Annotated in this window: 20 protein-coding genes and 1 other RNA gene; 14 read left to right on the forward strand and 7 right to left on the reverse strand. The window is 49.6% G+C overall.

Going from position 1 to position 25,543, the window contains the following annotated elements; all coding sequences use genetic code 11:
• Positions 1 to 232: 232 nt before the first annotated feature.
• Positions 233 to 1,039 carry a DeoR family transcriptional regulator gene (locus tag OGX83_RS04345; RefSeq protein WP_003024922.1) on the forward strand — a complete coding sequence of 269 codons (807 nt, stop codon included), beginning with the start codon at positions 233 to 235 and terminating at the stop codon, positions 1,037 to 1,039.
• 324 nt (positions 1,040 to 1,363) lie between these two features.
• Positions 1,364 to 2,134, forward strand: coding sequence for a transcriptional repressor AgaR (agaR, locus tag OGX83_RS04350; protein ID WP_003024920.1), 771 nt, complete (start codon positions 1,364 to 1,366; stop codon positions 2,132 to 2,134).
• A gap of 37 nt (positions 2,135 to 2,171) precedes the next feature.
• On the opposite strand, the gene OGX83_RS04355 is transcribed toward agaR, so the two are convergent.
• From OGX83_RS04355 to garD, 7 genes are all read right to left on the reverse strand, one after another.
• Positions 2,172 to 3,092 carry an ROK family protein gene (locus OGX83_RS04355; RefSeq protein WP_008785896.1) on the reverse strand — a complete coding sequence of 307 codons (921 nt, stop codon included), beginning with the start codon at positions 3,090 to 3,092 and terminating at the stop codon, positions 2,172 to 2,174.
• A gap of 18 nt (positions 3,093 to 3,110) precedes the next feature.
• A complete protein-coding gene (locus OGX83_RS04360) occupies positions 3,111 to 4,367 on the reverse strand; it encodes a Gfo/Idh/MocA family protein (protein WP_048236827.1) in 1,257 nt (418 codons plus the stop codon).
• 36 nt (positions 4,368 to 4,403) lie between these two features.
• Entirely contained in the window at positions 4,404 to 5,510 is a 1,107-nt protein-coding gene (locus OGX83_RS04365) for an ABC transporter ATP-binding protein (protein WP_111464749.1), read from the reverse strand.
• 11 nt (positions 5,511 to 5,521) lie between these two features.
• Positions 5,522 to 6,346: a carbohydrate ABC transporter permease gene (locus OGX83_RS04370; protein WP_003024907.1), complete on the reverse strand. Its 825-nt coding sequence runs from the start codon at positions 6,344 to 6,346 to the stop codon at positions 5,522 to 5,524.
• 9 nt (positions 6,347 to 6,355) lie between these two features.
• Complete coding sequence (locus OGX83_RS04375; protein ID WP_048236826.1) at positions 6,356 to 7,300, reverse strand: carbohydrate ABC transporter permease; 945 nt, start codon at positions 7,298 to 7,300, stop codon at positions 6,356 to 6,358.
• Between the two features lie 78 nt (positions 7,301 to 7,378).
• Positions 7,379 to 8,638 carry an ABC transporter substrate-binding protein gene (locus OGX83_RS04380; RefSeq protein ID WP_048225679.1) on the reverse strand — a complete coding sequence of 420 codons (1,260 nt, stop codon included), beginning with the start codon at positions 8,636 to 8,638 and terminating at the stop codon, positions 7,379 to 7,381.
• Positions 8,639 to 8,993: 355 nt separating this feature from the next.
• Positions 8,994 to 10,565 carry a galactarate dehydratase gene (gene garD, locus OGX83_RS04385; RefSeq protein WP_057067637.1) on the reverse strand — a complete coding sequence of 524 codons (1,572 nt, stop codon included), beginning with the start codon at positions 10,563 to 10,565 and terminating at the stop codon, positions 8,994 to 8,996.
• Between the two features lie 405 nt (positions 10,566 to 10,970).
• On the opposite strand from garD, the gene garP reads away from it, so the two are divergent.
• The 12 genes from garP to tdcG all read left to right on the forward strand — a co-directional run bounded on the left by garP (position 10,971) and on the right by tdcG (position 25,402).
• A complete protein-coding gene (garP, locus tag OGX83_RS04390) occupies positions 10,971 to 12,305 on the forward strand; it encodes a galactarate/glucarate/glycerate transporter GarP (protein WP_008785890.1) in 1,335 nt (444 codons plus the stop codon).
• A gap of 15 nt (positions 12,306 to 12,320) precedes the next feature.
• Positions 12,321 to 13,091, forward strand: coding sequence for a 2-dehydro-3-deoxyglucarate aldolase (gene garL, locus OGX83_RS04395; RefSeq protein WP_008785889.1), 771 nt, complete (start codon positions 12,321 to 12,323; stop codon positions 13,089 to 13,091).
• 30 nt (positions 13,092 to 13,121) lie between these two features.
• On the forward strand, positions 13,122 to 14,012 hold the full coding sequence (gene garR, locus OGX83_RS04400; protein ID WP_003828600.1) for a 2-hydroxy-3-oxopropionate reductase: 891 nt from the start codon (positions 13,122 to 13,124) through the stop codon (positions 14,010 to 14,012).
• A 65-nt stretch (positions 14,013 to 14,077) separates the two neighbouring features.
• Positions 14,078 to 15,223: a glycerate 2-kinase gene (gene garK / locus OGX83_RS04405; protein WP_032934186.1), complete on the forward strand. Its 1,146-nt coding sequence runs from the start codon at positions 14,078 to 14,080 to the stop codon at positions 15,221 to 15,223.
• A gap of 32 nt (positions 15,224 to 15,255) precedes the next feature.
• Positions 15,256 to 15,632, forward strand: an RNA gene (gene rnpB, locus OGX83_RS04410) — RNase P RNA component class A.
• A gap of 965 nt (positions 15,633 to 16,597) precedes the next feature.
• Positions 16,598 to 17,536: a transcriptional regulator TdcA gene (gene tdcA / locus OGX83_RS04415; RefSeq protein WP_003828596.1), complete on the forward strand. Its 939-nt coding sequence runs from the start codon at positions 16,598 to 16,600 to the stop codon at positions 17,534 to 17,536.
• A gap of 98 nt (positions 17,537 to 17,634) precedes the next feature.
• Complete coding sequence (gene tdcB, locus OGX83_RS04420) at positions 17,635 to 18,624, forward strand: bifunctional threonine ammonia-lyase/L-serine ammonia-lyase TdcB (protein ID WP_003828594.1); 990 nt, start codon at positions 17,635 to 17,637, stop codon at positions 18,622 to 18,624.
• Between the two features lie 22 nt (positions 18,625 to 18,646).
• Positions 18,647 to 19,978: a threonine/serine transporter TdcC gene (gene tdcC, locus OGX83_RS04425; RefSeq protein ID WP_057067551.1), complete on the forward strand. Its 1,332-nt coding sequence runs from the start codon at positions 18,647 to 18,649 to the stop codon at positions 19,976 to 19,978.
• 31 nt (positions 19,979 to 20,009) lie between these two features.
• Positions 20,010 to 21,218: a propionate kinase gene (gene tdcD, locus OGX83_RS04430; RefSeq protein ID WP_234692412.1), complete on the forward strand. Its 1,209-nt coding sequence runs from the start codon at positions 20,010 to 20,012 to the stop codon at positions 21,216 to 21,218.
• Between the two features lie 28 nt (positions 21,219 to 21,246).
• Positions 21,247 to 23,541, forward strand: a complete 2,295-nt coding sequence (gene tdcE / locus OGX83_RS04435) for a 2-ketobutyrate formate-lyase/pyruvate formate-lyase (RefSeq protein WP_003828587.1) — start codon at positions 21,247 to 21,249, stop codon at positions 23,539 to 23,541.
• Between the two features lie 13 nt (positions 23,542 to 23,554).
• Positions 23,555 to 23,950: an enamine/imine deaminase gene (locus OGX83_RS04440; protein ID WP_234692411.1), complete on the forward strand. Its 396-nt coding sequence runs from the start codon at positions 23,555 to 23,557 to the stop codon at positions 23,948 to 23,950.
• An 87-nt stretch (positions 23,951 to 24,037) separates the two neighbouring features.
• A complete protein-coding gene (gene tdcG / locus OGX83_RS04445; RefSeq protein WP_008785882.1) occupies positions 24,038 to 25,402 on the forward strand; it encodes an L-serine ammonia-lyase in 1,365 nt (454 codons plus the stop codon).
• The last annotated feature ends 141 nt before the right edge of the window (positions 25,403 to 25,543 follow it).

The following is a 25,543-nucleotide window of genomic DNA, read 5'->3' on the forward strand; positions in this document are numbered from 1 at the left end:
ATTACTGCGACATCAATCTTTCGTTTTGTTTCATTTAATACTGCATCATGGTGTTATAAAAATAAAACGAAAGATAATAGTTTTCCGATCTGTTTCACAAAAGAAACACAATGAAAGGTTTCAGCGTAAGTTCGTCCGGCTCTTCCCTGCTTGCGGGGCTTGCATTCGCGCAAAAGAAAGGCGTTAATAGACAAAACGAAATAAAACGAAAGGTTCAACTAAAGGATTTCTTATGAGTAACACCGAGTCCTCTGCAGACAAGCGCGTTATTGGCACCAGCGAAAGACGTGAGCAGATCATCCAGCGGTTACGGCAGCAGGGAAGCGTTCAGGTTAACGATCTCTCCTTATTTTTTGGCGTCTCCACGGTCACTATTCGCAACGACCTCGCTTTTCTGGAAAAGCAGGGGATTGCGGTACGTGCCTATGGCGGAGCGCTGATTTGCGAAAGCAATGCACCTGTTGTGGAGCCTTCTGTTGAAGATAAGAGTTCACTTAATACGGCAGTAAAACGCAGTATTGCCAGAGCTGCCGCAGAGTTGATTCAACCGGGACACCGCGTGATCCTTGACTCCGGTACCACGACCTATGAAATTGCCCGCCTGATGCGCCAGCATACTAATGTCATTGCTATGACCAACGGTATGAATGTCGCCAATGCGCTACTGGAAGCCGAAGGGGTTGAGCTGCTGATGACCGGCGGTCATTTGCGTCGTCAGTCACAATCGTTTTATGGCGATCAGGCTGAGCAGTCGCTACAAAATTATCACTTCGACATGCTGTTTCTTGGCGTTGATGCTATTGATTTAGAGCGTGGTGTTAGCACGCACAACGAAGATGAAGCGCGTCTCAACCGTCGGATGTGTGAAGTGGCTGAACGTATTATTGTTGTTACCGACTCGACGAAGTTTAACCGCTCCAGCCTGCATAAGATCATTGATACCCAGAGGATCCATACCATCATTGTTGATGAAGGTATCCCAGAGGAAAGTTTGCAGGAACTACGCCGCAGCGGTGTTGAAGTGATCATTGTTGAGTAGTCCCGCTCTAAAATTCAAAAATGTGATCCCATTCAATTAAACAAAAACAAACTATAAGCGAGCTTTTTTAGTTGCTCGCTTTCGTTTTTTTGCATGCTTCCCGTCTCTTTCTCGCATCTTACTCGTTTTGAGTCTTTTCATTTTTTCGGTTTTCTTCGTTTCGGTTTGCTAAAACGAAAGAAAATAGTCAGTTTTGGTTAAATTAAACGCTGAGTCTGTGCGCACAAATTCACCTTATTGCTTCTGATGTAATATATTCAAAAGAAAACGAAAGTGCTAAAGCGCTAAAACAAAACAACATGAATATTTGATGGAGCAATAGAAATGCTGGATAACTTAAGACGTCGCGAGCAAATAATTGATCTGCTGTGCGATCAGGGTAGCGTTCGTGTCGAGCCACTGAGCGTCCATTTTGGTGTGTCATCGGTCACGATCCGCAACGACTTACGTTATCTGGAGCAGAAAGGATGCGTCATGCGCTCCTACGGCGGGGCGGTTCTCAATCAGCACTTTGCCCTTGACCGGCCTTTGCAGGATAAGGACCGGCTGAATCGCGATGTGAAAACGCGTATTGCCGAAAAAGCAGCCAGCTTTGTGAAAGATGGTGACACGTTAATCCTCGATTCCGGTTCGACCACCACGCTCATTCCTCCAATGCTAAAGAATCGCCGCGATCTGGTGGTGATGACCAATGCGCTCAACATTGCGTGGGAGCTGGCGAATTTTGAGCGCGTAGACGTCATGATCCTGGGAGGGAACGTCAGGCAAAGCGTCTATTCATTGTATGGCCCTTCAGCAGAACACCAGCTCAGACAATACCGGTTTGATAAGCTTTTTTTGGGCGTTGATGGATTCTGCCTGGAAGCAGGGATAACCACGCCACATCCGGGAGAAGCGCATCTGAATCAGGTAATGTGTGAGGTTGCACAGGAGGTCACGGTAGTCGCTGACTCCAGCAAGTTTGGCCGCAAAAGTTTCTGTATGATTAGCGAAATCAGCGGGATTGACCGGGTGATTACCGACAGCGGTATCCCTGAAAATTATCACCGGACGTTAATCCAGCTTGGGGTGGATGTGGTGATTGCGGATGAATAACTGAAACTGCTGGCGAGATTTTCTCGCCAGCAGTGTTTTAGTGGGTCAGCGTACCCTGTTCAACCAGCAGCAATGCGGCACCGCGAACCCCGCTGGATGCACCATGGATGGCCGGGAATACGCGGGCAGGCTCTAATCCCGGGAACAAGTAACGTGACATGGCCTGCGGCAGCAACGTATAAATTTCCTCGATGTTGGAAACTCCACCGCCGAGAACAAAAGCATCGACATCCAGAATCAACTGCAATTGCGCCAGCGTACAACCCAACATATCAATCCATGCTTCTATGGTTGTAACGGCGCTGGCATTGCCATGACGATAATGCTCCAGCAGGGTCTCCATTTTGAGTTGTTCTCCACTGAAGTGTTTGTGGAGCCACAGTAAACCAGGACCGGATTGATAGCGTTCCAGACACCCTTGTAAGCCACAGCCGCACTTCAACTCCGGCAAGTGATAACGACGCATAAACGTTGCCGGAAGCGGTAAATGGCCGAACTCACTGGCCATTCGGTTGCGACCCCGATACAACTGACCGTCAATGACTAACCCTCCACCCATGCCGGTGCCAATAATGGCACCAAAAATTCGGGAGAACTGGCGAGCCTGCTGGGTATGGGCTTCCGAGAGTGCAAAACAGCAGCAGTCATTGTCCAGTTCAACCGAACGATTGAGGCGGTGGGCCAGATCGTTCATCACCTGGCGTCCTGTGAGGCAAGGCACGTTAGATGACAGTAATTTTCCGGTATGTCTGTCCATAAGACCGGGCATGCCGATGCCAATTTTTCCTTGCGTTCCAGTCGCCCAGTCGGCGGTATCAATAAGTGAAGTAAAGGTCGAAAGAAAGAGTTCATAATCCTGCACTGGCGTGGCGACGCGCTTACGCCAGCAAACCTGCATTTCCTTATCAAAAGCGACAATTTCAGTTTTGGTTCCACCAATATCAACACCGTAAAACATGCCTCATCTCCTCCGGCTTCACAGCGTAACCAGACAGTTTTCCTTGCGAGCGCGCTCTGCGGCAAAGACCATTAAGTGACTTTCCAGTGATTCATCCGGGCCAGAAAGGATCATATTTTGATCGTTGGCCATCACTGCGTGGATGAAGCGATCCATCAGGTAGTAATCGCCACCACCATGCCCCCCCATCTGGGTTTGTGTGCCAGCGGCGATCTCCTCGATCTGATGCACTGTTTCTTTGTCTGTCAGGAAATCAAACACCCGGATCTGCTCGCCATCGCCTTCCAGATAACCTCTGGTACCAAACAGGCGCGTTTTTCGATCTTCCATTTTGGTAAACGCGGTCATGGTAAAGGTCACTGTCTGCTGGTGGGCAAAACGTAAGTTAACAACCTGATGATCCACCACATCATTATCACAACGATAAACGCAACGACCATAAGGCCCATCGCGCAGCGCCTGGCGAACATTCTCTTCGCTAGGATCTGCAGTCAGCACCCGACGGAAGTGTGGAGTGCATTTGTGGTTTTCACCCAGATAAATTTTGCAGGCAGACCAGGGACAGGTTGATTCAACCTGACAATCAAGGCAGCGGTCGGCGGCACCAGCAGGCTGATTCTCTTTCACAAAGTGACTCAGGCTACCAAATGATCCTACGTCCTGGCAGTTGTCGCTCATGATGTAGCGGATCCAGTCCAAATCATGACAGGATTTCTGTAACAACATAAATGACGATTCTGCTTCATTGCGCCAGTTACCACGTACAAACGAGTGCGCCTGATGCCAGTAACCTACGGGTTCGAGATGCTGCATGCTGACAATATCGCCAATTACGCCATCATCAAGCAGTGATTTCAGCTTTTGCGTATAGCGGGTGTAACGCAGGACGTGCGCGACGGCCAGTAATACGTTGTTGCGTTTGACCGCATCAATAATGATCCGGCAATCTTCTGGCGTAGGGGCGAGCGGTTTTTCCAGCAGAATGTGATAGCCGAGATTAGCAAACGCCACGGCAGGATCTTTGTGCATATTATCCTGCGTGCAAATAAGTACCACATCGGCCATTTTGGGTTGGGCCGCAGCTTCTTGCCAGTCGCAAAACACGTTATTTGGGTCAATCTTATGCTGTGCGACAAACTGCTGGCGGTATGCCTCTCTGGGCTCGGCAACGCCTACCACCTGCATTCTGTCTGGATGTTCAAGCGCATAGCGAGAATATATTTCTCCGCGCGCACCAGCCCCTACCACTAATACGGTCACTTTATTCGCACACATATAAACCTCTCATTTTTCACTTAGCCTGAATAACGGTCAGGCCAAATTTTCTTCATGTTTTTTATCAAACAAAAAGGCGGCTTCCAGATTAAAATTCACTTTGATAGATTCACCGGGAAGTGGGGTCCAGTCGGGTGAGGAGTTAATACGTAAGATCATATGTTGCTCACCAATATCAAAATGCAGAAGGTCTTCGTTGCCCATCCTTTCTACGTTGGTAATGTGCGCATCGAACGCAGAGGCATCATGCTGCGAGGCTAACTGAATGGCCTCTGAGCGGATGCCAAACCAGACGCTGGAGTGCGGATATTGCTCCAGTAGGTTACTCAAGCGCGTATTTAATGGCAGGATTAAATTATCAGCCAGGCGCAGGCCACGAGTGCTGGGGTCAATATCAAGCAGCATAATATTCATTGCCGGATTACCAATAAAACCAGCAACAAATTTATTCCTGGGGTGATGGTAAATATTCCCTGGGGTATCCACCTGCATAATACGACCGCCATTTAGAACGCAAATTCTGTCTCCCATCGTCATCGCTTCAATCTGATCGTGCGTGACGTACACCATGGTTGCGCTCACGCCTTCGTAACGCAGTTGTCGATGCAGTTCTGTCAGCCGCACGCGCATTGAAACACGCAGTTTTGCATCCAGGTTGGACAGCGGCTCATCAAACAAAAAAACGTCTGGCTTACGCACGATGGCCCTGCCAACGGCTACTCGCTGGCATTGACCGCCTGAAAGCTGACCGGGCTTTTTGTCGAGCAATGTTTCGATTTCCAGCTTGTGTGCAGCTTCCCGGACGCGGATATCAATCTCTTCTTTGCTCATTTTCCCTAACAGACTGAATGCCATATTTTTATAAATCGTCATGTGGGGATAGAGGGCATAATTCTGGAAGACCATGGCAACGCCTCGCTCCTTTGGTAGCAGGTCGTTGACGCACTTCTCTCCGATTGCGATATGGCCATGAGTGATATCTTCCAGACCTGCAATCATGCGTAGCAGCGTTGATTTGGCGCAGCCTGATGGCCCGACAAACACCATGAATTCGCCGTCGTGGATTTCAAGATCAACGCCATGGATCGCCTGAAAGCCATTGGGATAGACTTTGCTTACTGCCTGTAATTGAATACCTGACATAACACTGCCCCTTATCCTTTAATTCCGGCACCAGCGATGCCGCGAATAAAATAGCGCTGGAAGAAGATATAAAGTAACAACATCGGGATAATCGCCAGCAATGCGCCCGCCATTAACATCGGATATTCCACGCCTGAACGGCCAGAAAGTGAGGCTAATCCTACTGGTAATGTCATTTTATCCATGGAGGTGTTGACGATCAGTGGCCACATTAAATTATTCCAGCTCCACAGTCCGTTAATAATGACGCAGGCAATCAGTCCCGGTTTAATTAATGGCAGCATAATTTTGAAGAAAATAGTCAGATGGTTATACCCATCCATAATGGCTGCCTCTTCCAGTTCTTTAGGTACTGACAGAAAAAACTGACGTAATAAAAAGGCGCTATATATGCTGAATAAACCCGGTAACACCAGTCCAGGAATTGAGTTCAGCAAACCGATTTTTTCAACGGTTAAAAACTGTGGGATTAAAAAGATCTGACCGGGCACCATCAGAATTGAAATACACAGCATAAACAGGACATCTCGTCCTTTGAAACGCAGTCGGGAGAAACCGTACGCTGCCATTGCCGCAATCAGCGTCTGCAAAATGACGATGACCAGCGTGGAGACGATCGAGTTAAAGTAAAAGCTGCCAAAAGGCATTTCATGCAAGATTTTACCGTAAGCCTGAAACCCTGGGTTGGCGGGTAGCAGGATCGGCGGAAAGGCGATGCTTTCTGCCTGGGTTTTAAAAGAGGTGATGATCATCCAGATAAACGGAACCACCGTTACCAGCGTCGCGAGGATCATCAGGCCGTAAATTAGCCATTTTTCACGTTTTGTCATGAACATCGTGGTGCCTCACTGTGCTTTAAGTCGTTTACCAATCCATATTTGCAGCAGCGTCAGGACCATCGTGATAACGAAAATCACCACGGCGATTGCTGAGGCATACCCTTTTTCATGGTAGATAAAGGCGTATTTATAGAAGAGATAGGCGATGGTCATCGTCTGATCGTCCACCATGGATGAACTGCCAAACAGCAGATAAACCACATCGAAAATTTGCAGCGTTTCGATAAAAGAGATCACCAGTACGAAAAACAGCGTTGGGATCATTAGCGGTAAGGTAATAGACCAGAATCCACGCAATTTGCTGATGCCATCCAGCGACATCGCTTCATAAATTTGTTTGGGGATCCCCTGCAATCCAGCGAGCAGAATGATCATCTTCAGCGCAATAGCCGACCAGATGATAACCAACGAGGCGCTCAGGCGGACGACATCGGGATCGGATAACCAACCGATGGCCGGAAGATCGAAAAAAGCCAGGATCTGATTAATTAAGCCGAAGTTTCGGTTCATCAACCACTGCCAGACCATAGCAATGGCCGCAGGCATAGTGACAGCGGGTAGAAATAACAGCGTGCGAAACAACCACTGACCGCGAATCGCCTGATTCAGGCCAATTGCGAGCAGTAATGACAAAACGGTGATTATCGGTACGCAAATAAAAACATAGGCCAGGGTGTTATATATTGCTGAACGAAACTCATCATCGCTGAATAAATTAATATAGTTATCTAAGCTGATCGTCGTCCAGATCTGAAACTCGCCCAGGTCGGTGAAACTATAAAAAACGTTCTGGAAGAATGGAGTAAAGTAAAAAACAATTAACCCCGCCAGTAACGGCATAATCATTATCCATCCCCAGAAGCGTTCTTCTTTTTCCAGCTTGGTCAGGGATTTTTTGTGCACTTCCCTGGCTGGTAATTGTGGGGATGCAGCTTCATCTGAATAGCTCATACAGACTCCGGGATGCTCACTGTGCAACCAAAATATATTGCGTGGGCGAAAGCGAGAGGGAGCATGGCTCCCTCAGGATTATTTCTGCATTTCTCGTTCAACGCGTTTTGCAACACCAGGCATGACTTTTTCTGGGTCAGTACCCGTCCAGACTTTTTTCAAGCCATCATTCAGAATGCTATTCCACTTGGCGGTATTGGAGCCTGCGGTTGGATATTTATGTGAGAAAGCCAATGAATCGATATAGGCTGAAACATCAATACCCTTAAAGCCTTCAGCCCACTCTTTGGCCACTTTTTGGTTAGCGGGGATCACGACTTTTCCCGTAGCCAGCGTCTGCTGCGCATGCTCAGAACTCATGAACTCAATGAACTTCCACGCCGCATCTTTATGCTGACTTTTTGCTGACATGGCAAATGCCAGGCTATGGGATACACCTGCCTGCTCTGCCATTTTAGGCATTGGTACCACGCCGATGTGATCCTTAATCAGCTCATTTTGAGAGAAGGGTAATGCCCACCATGAGCCTGCGTAGACCATGGCAGCCCGGTTTGACTGGAAGACATCCGAGGCTTCCATCTCGCCTGGCGGTTGGATTAGTCCCGCGTTCAGCATGCCTTGAACATCGCGATAGACGGCGATGGCTTTGTCATTGGCAACATCCGTTTTGCCCTCAGGCAGGACAATCTTATCGCCAGCCTGTAATAGCAGGTTAAAATAACTGTCCTGTCCGCTGCTGAATTCCATTGCCAGTGGATAAGACTGTTTATCCAGCCCTTTACGCAACTGCACTGATTTTTGTTTTAAATCGTCCCATGTCCAGTTTTTATCGGGATAGCTCACGCCAGCCTGATCGAACATTTTTTTGTTGTACCAGACGGCAATTGCATCAATATCCCTTGGGATGGCATATTGCTGCGACTGGTATTGATAGGCATCGACTGAACTTTTAACAAAATCATCCAGTTTCGGCGCTGATTTCTCTTTCAGATAATTGCTCAGTGGTTCCAGCATGCCATTTTTAACATATTGCTGGAAATTAGGCATATTCATCCAGAATACATCCGGTGCTACATTTCCGCCGACTGCTGAACTTAGCTTGATAAAATATTGGTCATAAGGTGTTAATTCAATTTCGACTTTGATGCCAGGGTTGTTTTTTTCGAATTCATTAACGAGCTGTTGTTCGCCAGGGAGTTGATTACGGTCCCATAACGTGTAGCGTAATTTAACAGGCTTTGCGTCCGATTGGCCTTCAGCACTCGCGACGACAGGAGTTGCCAGTAAACAGGAAATAAGACAGGCCAATGCGACATTATTTTTATTCAGGGTATACATAACTTCCCTCTTTATTCAGGTCAGAATGCTTATGAGGTAAATTACAGGAGCCTATGAATAATCTGTTTTACATCGGAGAAAGTCAAAGCGGTAAAAAATAGGGGATTATCGCATTAAAACAAGGTCGTCTTTCGGTAGGTTTCTCTTTTATCAAAACGAAAATATAACATAAAACAATGGTGACATTATTTCGTTTAATTTCATATTGTTAGGTTCATTTTGTAGGTTTGAATCGAAAAAAACAGATGTTTGAAAAAACCTCTTAAAATGAGAACGTTATCACTTTATTTGTTGTTACATAGACATAAAAAACGGGGATAAATCCCCGTTTTTTCGTTGGCTTTCGTTTCGATAATCAGGTCACTGGCGCCGGGTTAAACACCGCCAGCTGGTTATGCAGTCCCCACTGATCCGAGAAGGTTTTCTTACGCCCGCTGGCAACGTCGAGAATAAATTCGAACAGTTTCAGACCCACGTCTTCAATGGTTTCTTCTCCGGTGGCGATGGTGCCCGCGTTAATGTCCATCAGGTCAAACCAACGGTTGGCCAGCTCGGTGCGTGTCGCCATTTTAATCACCGGCACGGCCATCAGGCCATATGGCGTACCGCGACCGGTAGTGAACACCTGCACGGTGATCCCGGAAGCGACCTGCTGTGTACCGCAAACAAAATCACTGGCGGGGGTTGCAGCGTAAATCAGGCCACGTTTGGTTGGACGCTGACCCGGCGACAATACTTCGACAATCGCGCTCTTGCCAGACTTGGCAATCGAACCCAGCGCCTTTTCCACCACGTTTGCCAGACCGCCTTTCTTGTTGCCAGGAGAAGGGTTGGCGCTGCGATCCGTTTTGCCCATATCAAGGTAGTTATCGTACCAGGCCATCTCTTCGAGCAGGCGTTTACCTACTTCTTCGTTAATCGCACGTGGGGTCAGAAGGTGGATGGCATCGCGCACTTCGGTTACTTCAGAGAACATTACGGTCGCGCCGCAGCGTACTAACAGGTCGGAGGCATAACCCACCGCTGGGTTGGCCGTCACGCCGGAAAACGCATCGCTACCGCCGCACTGCATGCCGACCACCAGTTCTGAAGCCGGGCAGGTTTCACGTTGGCGCTGATTGAGTTTTGCCAGATGACGTTCGGCCACTTGCAGAATATCGGTGACCATCGATTGAAAGCCGACGTGCTTTTCATCCTGCAGGCTGACGATACTGGCGCTGTCGACCGGAATACTTTTCACATCGTGCGTGCCTTCCAGCAGCCGCTCTGGCTGCAGTTTTTCGCAACCGAGGCCGATGACCATCACTTCACCGCCAAAATTCGGGTTAAGCGCAATATTGTGAATGGTGCGAATCGGCACGATGGCGGCTGGAGCATTGATCGCCACGCCGCAACCGTACAGGTGATTGAGCCCCACCACACCGTCGACGTTCGGGTATTTAGGCAGCAGATCGCGCTCAATGATTTTCACCACATAATCCACCACGCCCGCTACGCAGTGCACGCTGGTGGAGATACCGAGTAGATTTTTGGTACCAACGCTACCGTCAGCATTGCGGTAACCTTCAAAGGTATAACCCTCAAGAGGCGGCAGCGGCTCTGGCACTTTAGTTGCCAGCGGCAGCGTCTCCAGCGGCGGGGCTTTGGGCAGCTCAACCATTGATTCATCAATCCAGCTGCCGCGTGGGATATCGCGAACGGCATAGCCTATCACTTCGCCATAACGCACGATTTCGCCATGAACAGGAATATCCAATAGCGCCACTTTATGACCCTGGGGAATATGTTCAATGAGTTCCAGTCCGTCCGGAAAACGCGTTCCGGCTTTCAGACCATTGTCATTGACAATTATCGCCACATTATCTGTTTCGTGAACTTTAATATAAAACGCCGTTGGCGATTCTTGTCTGATTTCGATGTCGGCCATTGTCCAGTATTCTCCAACAAGGTGGTGATAATAGAGTGGATATTTATATTTTGAATCTAATTGTAAGTAATAAAGATTCGGTATCGTGAAATAAGAATGTCAGGAGTTTAACGTGAAGAATGTGACGATGATCACTTAAACTCAGCAAGGCCGCGTTACCAGTGGTAGCAATACGTAAATGTGTGCATTAGCGCCCATGCTTGTGTGCATATGCCCAAAACATTAATTTAATAACGTGTATTTAATGAGCGCTTGCACAATGATTAACGTTGTGCTGATGATTATACTAAATCACGGTTTCATAACGTCTGATAAATTATTATCTATTTTTATTATCGGTAATTTATCACGAGAAATACCCACAAAATAATAATAAAAACCTTTTATGTGCCCGAGGTAAATAGAATGATATTGGATACAGTTGTCGAGAAAAAGAAAGGTACGCACACCCGTTATTTAATATTGCTGATAATATTTATTGTTACAGCCGTTAACTATGCGGACCGTGCGACGCTGTCTATTGCCGGAACTGAAGTGGCGAAAGAGTTACATCTCAGCGCCATCTCAATGGGTTACATTTTCTCCGCCTTCGGCTGGGCTTACCTGTTGATGCAAATCCCCGGCGGCTGGCTGCTGGATAAATTCGGCTCGAAGAAAGTCTACACCTACAGTTTGTTCTTCTGGTCACTGTTTACCTTCCTGCAGGGCTTTGTGGACATGTTCCCGCTGGCCTGGGCGGGGATTTCAATGTTCATCATGCGCTTTATGCTGGGCTTCTCGGAAGCGCCATCCTTCCCGGCTAATGCCCGTATCGTGGCGGCCTGGTTCCCAACGAAAGAGCGTGGCACGGCATCCGCGATTTTTAACTCCGCACAGTATTTCTCCCTGGCGCTGTTTTCCCCGCTGCTCGGCTGGCTGACCTTCGCCTGGGGCTGGGAGCACGTCTTTACCGTGATGGGCGTGATTGGTTTTGTGCTTACCGGACTGTGGGTAAAGTTTATTCATAACCCAACCGATCACCCGCGCATGTCGCAAGAAGAGTTGAAGTTTATCTCTGAAAACGGCGCGGTCGTGGATATGGACCATAAAAAACCGGGCGATGTGAAGTCAGGTGGTCCTAAACTGCATTATATCAAGCAGTTGCTGACAAATCGTATGATGCTTGGTGTGTTCTTTGGCCAGTATTTTATCAACACAATTACCTGGTTTTTTCTCACCTGGTTCCCGATTTACCTGGTTCAGGAAAAAGGTATGTCGATTCTGAAAGTGGGCCTGGTGGCTTCGATTCCGGCACTGTGCGGGTTTTTCGGTGGCGTGCTCGGCGGCGTGTTCTCCGATTATCTGATTAAACGTGGTTTCAGCATTACCCTGGCGCGTAAGCTGCCGATAGTGCTCGGCATGTTGCTCGCATCGACCATTATTCTGTGTAACTACACCGATAATACCGCTCTTGTGGTGGCGCTGATGGCGCTGGCGTTCTTCGGTAAAGGTTTCGGCGCGCTGGGTTGGCCGGTGATTTCCGATACCGCGCCGAAAGAGATTGTCGGTCTGTGCGGTGGGGTATTTAACGTATTTGGCAACGTGGCTTCCATCGTCACCCCGCTGGTGATTGGGTATCTGGTGAGCGAGCTGCACTCATTTAATGCTGCGCTGATGTTTGTAGGGTGCTCGGCGCTGATGGCAATGGTTTGCTACCTGTTTATTGTCGGTGACATTAAACGTATGGAATTGCAGAAATAAACAAAGGTATAGGCGATGAATAACACGATTTTCCCGAATAAGTTTAAAGCGGCCCTCGCGGCGCAACAAATTCAGATTGGCTGCTGGTCTGCATTGGCCAGCCCAATCAGTACCGAAGTTTTAGGCCTGGCAGGTTTTGACTGGCTGGTACTGGATGGCGAACATGCGCCGAATGATATCTCGACGTTTATTCCGCAATTGATGGCGCTGAAAGGCAGCGACAGCGCGGCGGTAGTGCGTGTACCAACCAACGAGCCGGTAATTATCAAGCGTCTGCTGGATATCGGGTTTTACAACTTCCTGATCCCGTTCGTTGAGACGGAAGAAGAAGCGGTTAACGCTGTGGCGTCGACCCGCTATCCGCCGGAAGGTATTCGCGGCGTGTCCGTATCCCATCGCGCCAATATGTTTGGCACCGTACCGGACTACTTTGCGCAGTCGAATAAGAACATCACCATCATCGTGCAGATCGAAAGTCAGCAGGGCGTTGATAACGTTGACGCAATCGCGGCGACAGAAGGCGTTGACGGTGTCTTCGTCGGACCAAGCGATCTGGCTGCGGCGCTAGGTCACCTCGGCAATGCGTCACATCCTGATGTGCAGAAAGCTATCCAGCACATTTTTGCCCGCGCGAAAGCACACGGCAAACCAAGCGGCATTCTGGCCCCGGTAGAGGCGGATGCGCGTCGTTATCTGGAGTGGGGCGCGACGTTTGTTGCCGTTGGCAGCGACCTTGGCGTGTTCCGTTCAGCCACGCAGAAACTGGCTGATTCTTTTAAGAAATAACCACCATCGACAGTAGAGAGAGATAAAGACATGACAATGAAAGTTGGTTTTATTGGCCTCGGTATTATGGGTAAACCAATGAGTAAAAACCTCCTCAAGGCAGGTTACTCGCTGGTGGTTGCTGACCGTAACCCGGAATCCATTGCGGAAGTAATTGCCGCAGGCGCTGAAACTGCCGCCACGGCGAAAGATATCGCTGAGCAGTGTGATGTGATCATCACCATGCTGCCGAACTCTCCGCATGTTAAGGAAGTGGCACTGGGTGAAGGCGGCATTATTGAAGGGGCGAAACCGGGCACAGTGCTTATCGACATGAGCTCCATTGCACCGTTGGCCAGCCGTGAAATTAGCGACGCGCTGAAAGCGAAAGGCGTGGATATGCTGGATGCGCCGGTCAGCGGCGGCGAGCCAAAAGCGATTGACGGCACGTTGTCGGTGATGGTCGGCGGCGATAAAGCGATTTTCGACAAGTACTACGATCTGCTGAAAGCGATGGCAGGCTCCGTGGTGCATACCGGTGAAATTGGCGCGGGTAACGTCACCAAGCTGGCGAATCAGGTGATTGTGGCGCTGAACATTGCCGCGATGTCTGAAGCGCTGACGCTGGCGACCAAAGCGGGTGTGAATCCGGATCTGGTGTATCAGGCGATCCGTGGCGGGCTGGCAGGCAGCACCGTGCTGGATGCGAAAGCGCCGATGGTGATGGATCGCAACTTTAAACCAGGTTTCCGTATTGACCTGCATATCAAAGACCTGGCGAACGCGCTGGATACCTCTCATGGCGTTGGCGCTCAGTTGCCGCTGACTGCAGCAGTCATGGAGATGATGCAGGCGCTACGCGCAGATGGATTGGGTACTGCCGATCACAGTGCGCTCGCATGCTACTACGAAAAACTGGCGAAAGTGGAAGTCACTCGCTAACAAGAAGGGCGCGGATGTGCGCCCTGTATTTCTTGCCTTGCGCGGCACAGTCAGGCTACATAACTATGAAAATCGTAATTGCCCCAGACTCTTATAAAGAAAGCCTTTCTGCCACCGAGGTAGCTCAGGCAATAGAAAAAGGATTTCGGGAAATTTTCCCCGATGCGCAATATGTTTCTGTTCCGGTTGCCGATGGCGGCGAAGGAACGGTTGAAGCCATGATTGCCGCGACGCAAGGGAGTGAACATTCAGCGCAAGTAACGGGGCCGCTGGGCGAAAAAGTGAATGCCTGCTGGGGCATGTCTGGAGATGGTAAAACTGCGTTTATCGAAATGGCGGCAGCCAGCGGTCTGGCGTTGGTGCCTCCTGAAAAGCGCAACCCTTTAGTCACTACGTCACGCGGTACCGGAGAGCTGATTTTGCAGGCGCTGGATAGCGGTGCGCAGAGCATCATTATTGGCATCGGCGGCAGTGCCACCAACGACGGTGGCGCGGGTATGGTGCAGGCGCTGGGGGCAAAACTTTGCGACGCCAACGGGACAGAAATTGGCTATGGTGGTGGAAGCCTGATGAGTCTGAACTCCATCGATATCTCGGGTCTGGATCCGCGCTTAAAAACCTGTTCCATTCGCGTGGCCTGTGATGTGACTAATCCACTCATCGGCGATTCTGGCGCTTCGCGCATTTTTGGCCCGCAGAAAGGGGCGACGGAAGAACGCATTCTCGAACTGGACCGTAATCTGTCTCATTATGCCGACATCATTAAAAAATCGCTGCGGGTCGATGTGAAAGATGTGCCAGGCTCCGGTGCGGCAGGTGGAATGGGCGCGGCATTAATGGCTTTTTTAGGCGCCGAGCTGCGCAGCGGTATCGAGATTGTGACCCAGGCGCTCAATCTGGAAGAGCATATTCACGACTGTACGCTGGTGGTGACCGGCGAAGGGCGGATCGACAGCCAGAGCATTCACGGCAAAGTGCCGGTAGGCGTGGCGAATGTCGCGAAGAAGTACCACAAGCCGGTTATTGGTATTGGCGGCAGCCTGACGCGCGATGTGGAGGTAGTGCATCAATATGGTATCGATGCGGTGTTTAGCGTATTGACCAGCATCAGCACGCTGGAAGAGGCCTTCCGTGGGGCATTTGATAATATTTATCGCGCCTCAAGAAACATCGCTGCCACGTTAGCGATAGGAATGCGCAGTGCGGGGTGACATTGCCCCGCAAACCCTCTATACTGCGCGCCGAAGCTGACCAGACAGTCGCCGCTTCGTCGTCGTCCTCTTCGGGGGAGACGGGCGGAGGGGAGGAAAGTCCGGGCTCCATAGGGCAGGGTGCCAGGTAACGCCTGGGGGGGAAACCCACGACCAGTGCAACAGAGAGCAAACCGCCGATGGCCCACGCAAGTGGGATCAGGTAAGGGTGAAAGGGTGCGGTAAGAGCGCACCGCGCGGCTGGTAACAGTCCGTGGCACGGTAAACTCCACCCGGAGCAAGGCCAAATAGGGGTTCACAAGGTACGGCCCGTACTGAACCCGGGTAGGCTGCTTGAGCCAGTGAGCGATTGCTGGCCTAGATGAATGACTGTCCACGACAGAACCCGGCTTATCGGTCAGCTTCACTCTTTATAAAACCCCGCTTCGGCGGGGTTTTTGCTTTCTGGGTAAGCCAGATGAATGACTGTCCACGACGCTATGCTCAAAAGAACGCGGCTTATCGGTCAGCTTCACTCTTTATAAAACCCCGCTTCGGCGGGGTTTTTGCTTTCTGGGCGGTTGCCATGCCTGATGGCGCTGTGCTTATCAGGCCTACTGGGGGAGAGACTGGTTTTGTAGGCCGGATAAGGTGTTTACACCGCCATCCGGCAGAGGTTTTACAGCGAGCATTGAGATTGGTTTTCGAGGATGCAGGCGCTTATTTCCTTCCTATCTAATTTTTATATCCCTATTATTTATGCACCAAATTTCTTTTATCTGAGGGGAATGTGTCGGTGGATATTTCTAATTTTGTGACGACCAACACAAAACGCTGTGCGATACGTTTTTCTCGAGAATAATCGAACGCAATCGATCGCCATCACAAAATTACTTGCTAATAAATCGCACAAAATCAGTGTTAATATAATGTTGCATATGATAATTGTTTGTGTTTTTTAGATTGAATTTTAATAAATGCAATGTTTCTTTACAAACAAATATGGCGAAAAAATGTGATGCATAACGTTATTTAATCGCCATAATCATTAAAATATAATTAAATTTGATAAGTTGTTTATTAAATTTAAGCGCCATCTTGCCTGATAATTGTTCTGTAATTGATTGAAATATAGCCTTTCATGGTTTTAAAAAATAGTGGAAAAAATGGGGGTGTTATAGCCATAAAAAATCGTTATCCCCCCATCTTTTTTTGACTAAAGTCAGGATAAAGTGAGATCGATAATTCATATCTATATGATTATTAAGTGATTTAAATTTTAACGATAGTCTTACAAAATGTAAGTCAAGGGGATTTGTGAGGGGTAGCACATATCCTTGTTCGCTTAATTTGGTACACTTCCTGCCGTCAACAAAGTAATTAACGCAGGTCGATATGAATACTATTACACTCCCTAAAACACAGCACTTAGTGGTCTTTCAGGAAGTCATTAGAAGCGGTTCTATCGGCTCAGCTGCAAAAGAATTAGGTTTAACTCAACCGGCTGTCAGCAAAATCATTAATGATGTAGAGGCTTATTTCGGTATTGAGTTAGTTGTACGTAAAAATACTGGTGTGACATTGACTCAGGCAGGGCAGGTGATGCTCTCATGGTCTGAATCTATTACCCGTGAAATGAAAAACATGGTTGATGAGATGAACAGCATGACGAGCAACGCGGTCGTTGATGTGTCGTTTGGCTTTCCTTCACTGATTGCCTTCACCATCATGTCCGGCATGATTAAAAAATTCAAAGAAGTGTTCCCGAAGGCGCAGGTTTCTATGTATGAAGCTCAGCTCTCCTCCTTCTTACCGGCAATCCGTGACGGACGTCTGGATTTCGCCATCGGTACGCTGAGTGATGAGATGAAACTGCACGATCTGCATGTTGAGCCGCTCTTTGAGTCAGACTTTATCCTGGTTGCCAGCAAGTCCCGAACATGCACCGGCATCACCTCGCTGAGCGCGTTGAAAAACGAACAGTGGGTGTTGCCACAAACGAATATGGGGTACTACAGCGAACTTCTTACCACGTTACAGAATAATGGCATCAGCAGTGAAAACATCGTTAAAACAGACTCTGTCGTTACGATTTATAATCTTGTTCTCAATGCTGATTTCTTAACAGTAATTCCCTGCGATATGACCACACCGTTTGGCTCAAACCAGTTTATTACTATCCCGGTAGAAGAAACCTTACCCGTCGCGCGCTATGCCGCCGTGTGGTCGAAAAATTATCGAATTAAAAAAGCAGCATCTATTTTGGTGGAATTAGCCAAAGAATATTCATCATATAATTGTCGGAGACGAAGGCAATTAATTGAAATTGATTAAAGATTGAATTTGTTTTAACACGAAATAAACGCCATTTGTCTATATCTGACAATGGTCACGGCTATCTATTTACTTTAATACCCAGGTAAGAGGTTCTAATGCACATTACATACGATCTCCCAGTTGCAATTGAAGATATCCTCGAAGCGAAAAAAAGACTTGCGGGGAAAATTTATAAAACGGGAATGCCTCGCTCTAACTATTTTAGTGAACGTTGCAAAGGGGAAATTTTCCTCAAGTTTGAAAACATGCAGCGTACCGGTTCATTTAAAATCCGTGGTGCTTTTAACAAGCTCAGTTCATTAACCGAAGCTGAAAGATGTAAGGGCGTGGTGGCTTGCTCTGCAGGTAACCATGCGCAAGGTGTTTCTCTCTCCTGCGCTATGCTCGGAATCGACGGCAAAGTGGTGATGCCGAAAGGCGCACCGAAGTCTAAAGTAGCGGCAACCTGCGATTATTCCGCAGAAGTTGTACTGCACGGCGACAACTTCAACGACACCATCGCTAAGGTTAGCGAGATTGTGGAAACTGAAGGCCGCATCTTTATTCCACCTTATGATGACCCGAAAGTTATTGCTGGTCAGGGCACTATTGGTCTGGAAATTCTGGAAGACTTGTACGATGTCGATAACGTGATTGTGCCAATTGGCGGTGGTGGACTGATTGCTGGTATTGCGGTGGCAATTAAATCTATTAACCCGACCATTAAAATTATTGGTGTACAGTCTGAAAACGTTCACGGCATGGCGGCTTCTTTCCACGCTGGAGAAATAACCACGCACCGAACGACCGGCACCCTGGCGGATGGTTGTGACGTCTCCCGCCCGGGTACTTTAACGTATGAAATCGTTCGTGAGTTGGTAGATGACATTGTCCTGGTCAGCGAAGATGAAATTCGCAACAGCATGGTGGCATTAATTCAGCGAAATAAAGTTGTGACTGAAGGTGCCGGCGCGCTGGCATGCGCAGCATTATTAAGCGGGAAATTAGATAGCTATATCCAGAACAGAAAAACAGTCAGCATTATTTCTGGCGGTAATATCGACCTTTCTCGTGTATCTCAAATTACTGGTTTAGTTGACGCTTAATATACTTCGTTGAGGATAGGATATGAGTACTACTGATAGCATTGTATCCAGCCAGACAAAACAGTCGTCCTGGCGCAAATCGGACACCACCTGGACACTGGGTTTATTTGGTACAGCCATCGGCGCTGGGGTGCTGTTCTTCCCTATCCGCGCAGGTTTTGGCGGACTGATCCCCATTCTGATCATGCTGGTGTTAGCATACCCCATCGCTTTCTATTGCCACCGTGCGCTGGCACGCCTGTGTCTTTCCGGTTCTAACCCTTCCGGTAACATCACAGAAACGGTTGAAGAGCACTTTGGTAAAACGGGCGGCGTGGTTATCACGTTCCTCTACTTCTTTGCGATTTGTCCGCTGCTGTGGATTTATGGCGTCACCATTACCAACACCTTTATGACCTTCTGGGAAAACCAGCTGCAGATGCCAGCGTTAAACCGTGGCTTCGTGGCACTGTTCCTGCTGCTGTTGATGGCATTCGTCATCTGGTTTGGTAAAGATCTGATGGTTAAAGTGATGAGCTACCTGGTATGGCCGTTCATTGCCAGCCTGGTGCTTATTTCTCTGTCCCTGATCCCTTACTGGAACTCTGCGGTTATCGATCAGGTTGATCTCAGCAATATCGCCCTGACTGGCCATGACGGCATCCTGGTTACCGTATGGCTGGGTATTTCCATCATGGTGTTCTCTTTCAACTTCTCGCCAATCGTTTCTTCCTTCGTCGTCTCTAAACGCGAAGAGTATGAGAAAGATTACGGTCGCGAATTCACCGAGCAGAAATGTTCTAAAATCATCTCCCGCGCCAGTATGCTGATGGTTGCGGTAGTAATGTTCTTCGCCTTTAGCTGCCTGTTCACGCTCTCTCCGGCAAACATGGCGGATGCGAAAGCGCAAAACATTCCTGTGCTGTCTTACCTGGCAAACCACTTCGCTTCACTGTCCGGTACGAAGTCCACCTTCGCAACTGTTCTGGAGTACGGTGCTTCAATCATCGCCCTGGTTGCTATCTTCAAATCTTTCTTCGGCCACTATCTGGGGACGCTGGAAGGTCTGAACGGTCTGGTGCTGAAGTTTGGTTACAAAGGCGATAAAACGAAAGTTTCTGCCGGCAAACTTAATACCATCAGCATGATCTTCATCATGGGATCCACCTGGGTTGTGGCTTACGCCAACCCGAACATCCTGGACCTGATTGAAGCAATGGGCGCGCCGATTATTGCCTCTCTGCTCTGCCTGCTGCCGATGTATGCCATCCGTAAAGCGCCATCACTGGCGAAATACCGTGGCCGTCTGGATAACGTGTTTGTTACCGTGATTGGTCTGCTGACCATCCTGAACATCGTCTACAAACTGTTTTAATCCTTAAGCTCAGGATGAGCGGAGTAGTGAAATGAATGAGTTTCCGGTAGTACTGGTTATTAACTGTGGTTCGTCTTCCATTAAATTCTCAGTGTTGGATGCAGCAAACTGTGAAGTTTTAATGGCGGGGATCGCAGACGGTATTAACTCTGAAAATGCGTTCATAGCAATTAATGGGGGAGAGCCAGCTAAGCTGGCTCACCACAGCTACGAAGACGCATTAAAAGCAATTGCCGTTGAACTAGAGAAACGTAATTTAATGGACAGTGTGGCCTTAATTGGCCACCGCATTGCCCACGGCGGAAATATCTTTACCGAATCAGCAATTATTACTGACGAAGTTATCGATAATATTCGTCGGGTATCGCCGCTAGCTCCGTTACATAATTATGCGAACCTGAGTGGGATCGAATCTGCTCAGCACCTTTTCCCAGGCGTGCAGCAGGTCGCGGTATTTGATACCAGCTTCCACCAGACGATGGCCCCTGAGGCCTATCTGTACGGTTTACCGTGGAAATATTATGAGGAGTTGGGCGTTCGTCGTTATGGCTTCCACGGCACGTCGCATCGCTATGTTTCTCAGCGAGCGCATGAGCTTCTCGACCTGCAGAGTGATGACTCCGGTCTGGTTGTAGCGCACCTGGGCAACGGCGCGTCAATCTGTGCGGTACGTAATGGACAGAGCGTTGATACCTCAATGGGCATGACGCCGCTGGAAGGGCTGATGATGGGCACACGCAGTGGCGACGTCGATTTCGGCGCCATGGCGTGGATTGCCAGCGAAACCAACCAGACGCTGAGCGACCTTGAGCGCGTAGTGAATAAAGAGTCCGGTTTACTGGGTATTTCCGGTCTGTCCTCTGACTTACGTACGTTAGAAAAAGCCTGGCACGAAGGACATGAGCGTGCGCAGCTGGCGATTAAAACGTTTGTGCATCGTATTGCACGCCATATCGCCGGACATGCCGCATCGCTGCATCGTCTTGATGGGATTATTTTCACCGGCGGAATTGGTGAGAACTCGGTATTAATTCGTCGTCTGGTTATTGAACATCTCGCCGTTTTAGGGGTGAATATCGACAGCGAAATGAATAGCCTGCCAAATTCCCATGGCGAAAGAATTATCTCTAATAAAGATGCTCATGTTATTTGTGCGGTTATTCCCACAAATGAAGAGAAAATGATTGCGCGTGATGCCATTGCCTTAGGCAAAATTAATACACCAGTAGAATTTGCATAATTAAATTTCAGCAGAGAGATTATTTTTCATGAAGGTAAATATCGATACCAGCGATATGCTGTATGCCGAAGCCTGGAATGGCTTTAAAGGTACGGACTGGAAAGAAGAAATTAATGTCCGTGATTTTATTCAGCACAACTATACGCCTTATGAAGGGGATGAATCTTTCCTCGCCGAAGCAACGCCTGCGACCACTGCATTATGGGAAAAAGTCATGGCGGGCATCCGTATTGAAAACTCGACGCACGCGCCGGTTGATTTCGATACCAATATTGCTACCACGATAACCGCGCATGATGCGGGTTATATTGAACAAGAACTGGAAAAAATCGTCGGTCTGCAAACGGATAAGCCGCTCAAGCGTGCTCTGCATCCGTTTGGCGGCATCAACATGATCAAAAGCTCTTTTGATGCTTATGGTCGTGAGATGGATGCTGATTTTGAATACCAGTTTACTGAACTGCGTAAAACCCATAACCAGGGCGTATTCGACGCCTACTCTCCGGATATGCTGCGCTGCCGTAAATCCGGCGTGCTGACCGGTCTGCCGGACGGCTATGGTCGTGGTCGTATCATCGGTGACTATCGCCGCGTCGCGCTGTACGGTATCCGCTATCTGGTGCGTGAGCGTGAACTGCAGTTTGCCGATCTCCAGTCGAACCTGGAGTGGGGCCAGAATCTTGAAGCCACGATTCGTCTGCGCGAAGAGCTGTCTGAACACCGTCGCGCCCTGCTGCAAATGCAGGAAATGGCGGCGAAATATGGCTGCGATATTTCCCGTCCGGCGCGTAATGCGCAGGAAGCGGTGCAGTGGGTGTACTTTGCTTACCTGGCTGCGGTGAAATCTCAGAACGGTGGCGCTATGTCGCTGGGCCGTACCGCATCGTTCCTTGACATCTACATTGAGCGCGATTTCAAAGCGGGCGTGTTAAATGAGCAGCAGGCGCAGGAACTGATCGACCACTTCATTATGAAGATCCGTATGGTGCGCTTCCTGCGTACGCCGGAATTCGACACTTTGTTCTCAGGCGACCCTATCTGGGCGACCGAAGTTATCGGCGGTATGGGGCTGGATGGCCGCACGCTGGTGACGAAAAACTCGTTCCGCTACCTGCATACGCTGCACACCATGGGCCCAGCACCTGAGCCGAACCTGACGGTGCTGTGGTCTGAGCAGCTACCGATAGCCTTCAAAAAGTACGCCGCCCAGGTGTCTATCATCACTTCGTCTTTGCAGTATGAAAACGACGATCTGATGCGTGCCGACTTTGACAGCGATGACTATGCCATTGCCTGCTGCGTCAGCCCGATGGTTATCGGCAAGCAAATGCAGTTCTTCGGGGCGCGTGCCAACCTCGCCAAAACGTTGCTGTATGCAATCAACGGCGGCGTGGATGAGAAGCTGAAAATCCAGGTCGGGCCGAAAACGGCACCGCTGATGGATGACGTGTTGGACTACGACACGGTGATGGAGAGCCTGGACCACTTTATGGACTGGCTGGCCGTGCAGTACATCAGTGCGCTGAACATCATCCACTACATGCACGACAAGTACAGCTACGAAGCTTCGCTGATGGCGCTGCACGATCGTGATGTCTATCGCACGATGGCCTGTGGTATGGCGGGTCTGTCCGTGGCGGCGGATTCTCTGTCGGCTATCAAATACGCTCGCGTGAAACCGATTCGTGATGAAAATGGTCTGGCAGTTGATTTCGAAATCGAAGGCGACTATCCGCAATACGGCAACAACGACGAGCGCGTAGACAGCATTGCCTGCGACCTGGTCGAACGCTTTATGAAGAAAATTAAGGTGTTGCCAACTTACCGTAACGCGGTGCCGACGCAGTCCATTCTGACCATCACCTCCAACGTGGTGTACGGACAGAAAACCGGTAACACGCCGGACGGACGTCGCGCAGGTACGCCGTTTGCGCCAGGGGCGAACCCGATGCACGGCCGCGATCGTAAAGGTGCGGTGGCGTCGTTAACCTCGGTTGCCAAACTGCCGTTCACCTATGCCAAAGACGGTATCTCGTACACCTTCTCCATTGTGCCAGCAGCGCTGGGCAAAGAGGATGGAGTGCGTAAAACCAACCTGGTCGGTCTGCTGGACGGTTACTTCCACCATGAAGCACATGTGGAAGGTGGTCAGCATCTAAACGTTAACGTTATGAACCGTGAAATGTTGATGGATGCCATTGAGCACCCGGAAAACTATCCGAACCTGACGATCCGCGTGTCTGGTTATGCGGTGCGCTTCAACGCGCTGACCCGCGAACAGCAGCAGGATGTTATTTCACGTACTTTCACCCAGGCGCTCTGACGCCGGAGGGACTATGAGAAAAGTAATTGCAACCGAATGTGCGCCAGGGGCGATTGGGCCTTACGTACAGGGTGTGGATCTGGGCAGCATGGTGTTGACGTCAGGTCAAATCCCGGTGAGTCCACAGACCGGTGAAGTGGCTGAAAACGTGGCCGATCAGGCGCGTCAAAGCCTGGAAAACGTGAAAGCGATCGTCGAGTCCGCAGGTTTGAAAGTGAGCGATATCGTGAAGACGACCGTTTTCGTTTCTGACCTGAACGACTTCGCCACCATTAATCAGGTGTACCAGCAGTTCTTTGATGAGCATAAGGCAATCTACCCCACGCGCAGTTGCGTGCAGGTCGCCCGCTTACCAAAGGATGTGAAACTGGAGATTGAAGCCATCGCCGTACGTGGCGACACGCTGTAATCCCTTGCGGGGCGATCTCAGGATCGCCCCGATCCTTAATGAGTGTGAAACCTGGTCTTCACTGAACGGCAATCCGAGGGTGTGGATATGATTAGCGCATTCGATATTTTTAAGATTGGCATTGGACCTTCCAGCTCCCATACCGTGGGGCCAATGAACGCAGGTAAAAGCTTTATCGATCTGTTGGTCAGCAGCGGGGAACTCCCCAAGGCTACGCATATTGTGGTCGATCTTTATGGATCACTTTCCCTGACCGGAAAAGGTCATGCGACAGATGTCGCCATCATGATGGGACTGGCCGGTAACAGTCCGCAAAACGTTAATATAGATTCTATCGCTGGTTTTACTCAGGAAGTGGCCCGTACCGGACGTTTACCGGTTGCAGAGGGCACGCATATTGTCGATTTCTCCCCAGACAAAAATATCCTCTTTCACGCCGAAACGCTGCCGCGCCATGAAAATGGCATGCGTATCACCGCATGGAACGGCACCGAGACGCTATTAAGCAAAACCTATTACTCCGTCGGCGGTGGTTTTATCGTTGAAGAGGAGCAATTTGGTCAGGCGCATGATGTTGAAGCACACGTGCCCTACAATTTTCATTCCGCCAGCGAACTGCTGAAACTGTGCGAGCGCAACGGGCTATCCGTTTCCGGTCTGATGATGCAGAACGAACTGGCGATGCGTAGCAAAGAAGAAATCGATGCTGGTTTTGCCGCCATCTGGGACGTCATGCATGCCGGAATTGAGCGCGGCATGAACACCGAAGGCGTCCTGCCTGGCCCGCTTAACGTCCCGCGCCGCGCTGTGGCATTACGCCGGTTGCTGGTTTCCAGCGATAACCTGTCCAGCGACCCGATGAACGTTATTGACTGGATCAACATGTTTGCGCTGGCCGTGAGCGAAGAAAACGCCGCCGGATGCCGGGTTGTGACGGCACCGACCAACGGCGCATGTGGAATTATCCCTGCCGTATTGGCCTATTACGACAAGTTCCGCCGTCCGGTGAATGCAAACTCCATTGCCCGTTACTTGCTGGCCGCGGGGGCGATAGGGGCGCTGTATAAGATGAACGCCTCTATTTCTGGTGCCGAAGTCGGCTGCCAGGGTGAAATTGGCGTAGCCTGTTCAATGGCGGCAGCCGGGCTGACCGAGTTGCTCGGCGGTAGCCCGTCGCAGGTTTGTATTGCGGCTGAAATCGCCATGGAGCATAACCTGGGGCTGACCTGCGATCCGGTTGCTGGACAGGTGCAAATACCGTGTATTGAACGTAATGCGATCAACGCGGTAAAAGCCGTCAACGCCGCACGCATGGCGCTACGTCGCACATCTGAGCCACGCGTTTCGCTCGATAAAGTGATCGAGACCATGTATGAAACGGGCAAAGATATGAACGACAAGTACCGCGAAACGTCACGCGGTGGTCTGGCGATTAAAGTGGTCTGTACCTGAGATGAAAGGGTGCGTTTGTAGGCCGGATAAGGCGTAAGCGCCGCCGCTCCCTTGCATCCCAGGCTCCCGGCGGGAAAATCGTCGCTGCGCGAGCTATTCGTCTTATTCCGTCTGCCTGTCGGGTCGGGGCCGAGCCTGCAT

The organism is Citrobacter sp. Cpo074 (assembly GCF_030332745.1).
GTDB classification, from domain to species: domain Bacteria; phylum Pseudomonadota; class Gammaproteobacteria; order Enterobacterales; family Enterobacteriaceae; genus Citrobacter; species Citrobacter portucalensis.

Excerpts from the sequence above, each read along its gene's own strand:
- OGX83_RS04345 (WP_003024922.1), top strand. The coding sequence starts at position 233 with ATGAGTAACACCGAGTCCTCTGCAGACAAGCGCGTTATTGGCACCAGC.
- agaR (WP_003024920.1), top strand. The coding sequence starts at position 1,364 with ATGCTGGATAACTTAAGACGTCGCGAGCAAATAATTGATCTGCTGTGC.
- OGX83_RS04355 (WP_008785896.1), bottom strand. The coding sequence starts at position 3,092 with ATGTTTTACGGTGTTGATATTGGTGGAACCAAAACTGAAATTGTCGCT.
- OGX83_RS04360 (WP_048236827.1), bottom strand. The coding sequence starts at position 4,367 with ATGTGTGCGAATAAAGTGACCGTATTAGTGGTAGGGGCTGGTGCGCGC.
- OGX83_RS04365 (WP_111464749.1), bottom strand. The coding sequence starts at position 5,510 with ATGTCAGGTATTCAATTACAGGCAGTAAGCAAAGTCTATCCCAATGGC.
- OGX83_RS04370 (WP_003024907.1), bottom strand. The coding sequence starts at position 6,346 with ATGTTCATGACAAAACGTGAAAAATGGCTAATTTACGGCCTGATGATC.
- OGX83_RS04375 (WP_048236826.1), bottom strand. The coding sequence starts at position 7,300 with ATGAGCTATTCAGATGAAGCTGCATCCCCACAATTACCAGCCAGGGAA.
- OGX83_RS04380 (WP_048225679.1), bottom strand. The coding sequence starts at position 8,638 with ATGTATACCCTGAATAAAAATAATGTCGCATTGGCCTGTCTTATTTCC.
- garD (WP_057067637.1), bottom strand. The coding sequence starts at position 10,565 with ATGGCCGACATCGAAATCAGACAAGAATCGCCAACGGCGTTTTATATT.
- garP (WP_008785890.1), top strand. The coding sequence starts at position 10,971 with ATGATATTGGATACAGTTGTCGAGAAAAAGAAAGGTACGCACACCCGT.
- garL (WP_008785889.1), top strand. The coding sequence starts at position 12,321 with ATGAATAACACGATTTTCCCGAATAAGTTTAAAGCGGCCCTCGCGGCG.
- garR (WP_003828600.1), top strand. The coding sequence starts at position 13,122 with ATGACAATGAAAGTTGGTTTTATTGGCCTCGGTATTATGGGTAAACCA.
- garK (WP_032934186.1), top strand. The coding sequence starts at position 14,078 with ATGAAAATCGTAATTGCCCCAGACTCTTATAAAGAAAGCCTTTCTGCC.
- tdcA (WP_003828596.1), top strand. The coding sequence starts at position 16,598 with ATGAATACTATTACACTCCCTAAAACACAGCACTTAGTGGTCTTTCAG.
- tdcB (WP_003828594.1), top strand. The coding sequence starts at position 17,635 with ATGCACATTACATACGATCTCCCAGTTGCAATTGAAGATATCCTCGAA.
- tdcC (WP_057067551.1), top strand. The coding sequence starts at position 18,647 with ATGAGTACTACTGATAGCATTGTATCCAGCCAGACAAAACAGTCGTCC.
- tdcD (WP_234692412.1), top strand. The coding sequence starts at position 20,010 with ATGAATGAGTTTCCGGTAGTACTGGTTATTAACTGTGGTTCGTCTTCC.
- tdcE (WP_003828587.1), top strand. The coding sequence starts at position 21,247 with ATGAAGGTAAATATCGATACCAGCGATATGCTGTATGCCGAAGCCTGG.
- OGX83_RS04440 (WP_234692411.1), top strand. The coding sequence starts at position 23,555 with ATGAGAAAAGTAATTGCAACCGAATGTGCGCCAGGGGCGATTGGGCCT.
- tdcG (WP_008785882.1), top strand. The coding sequence starts at position 24,038 with ATGATTAGCGCATTCGATATTTTTAAGATTGGCATTGGACCTTCCAGC.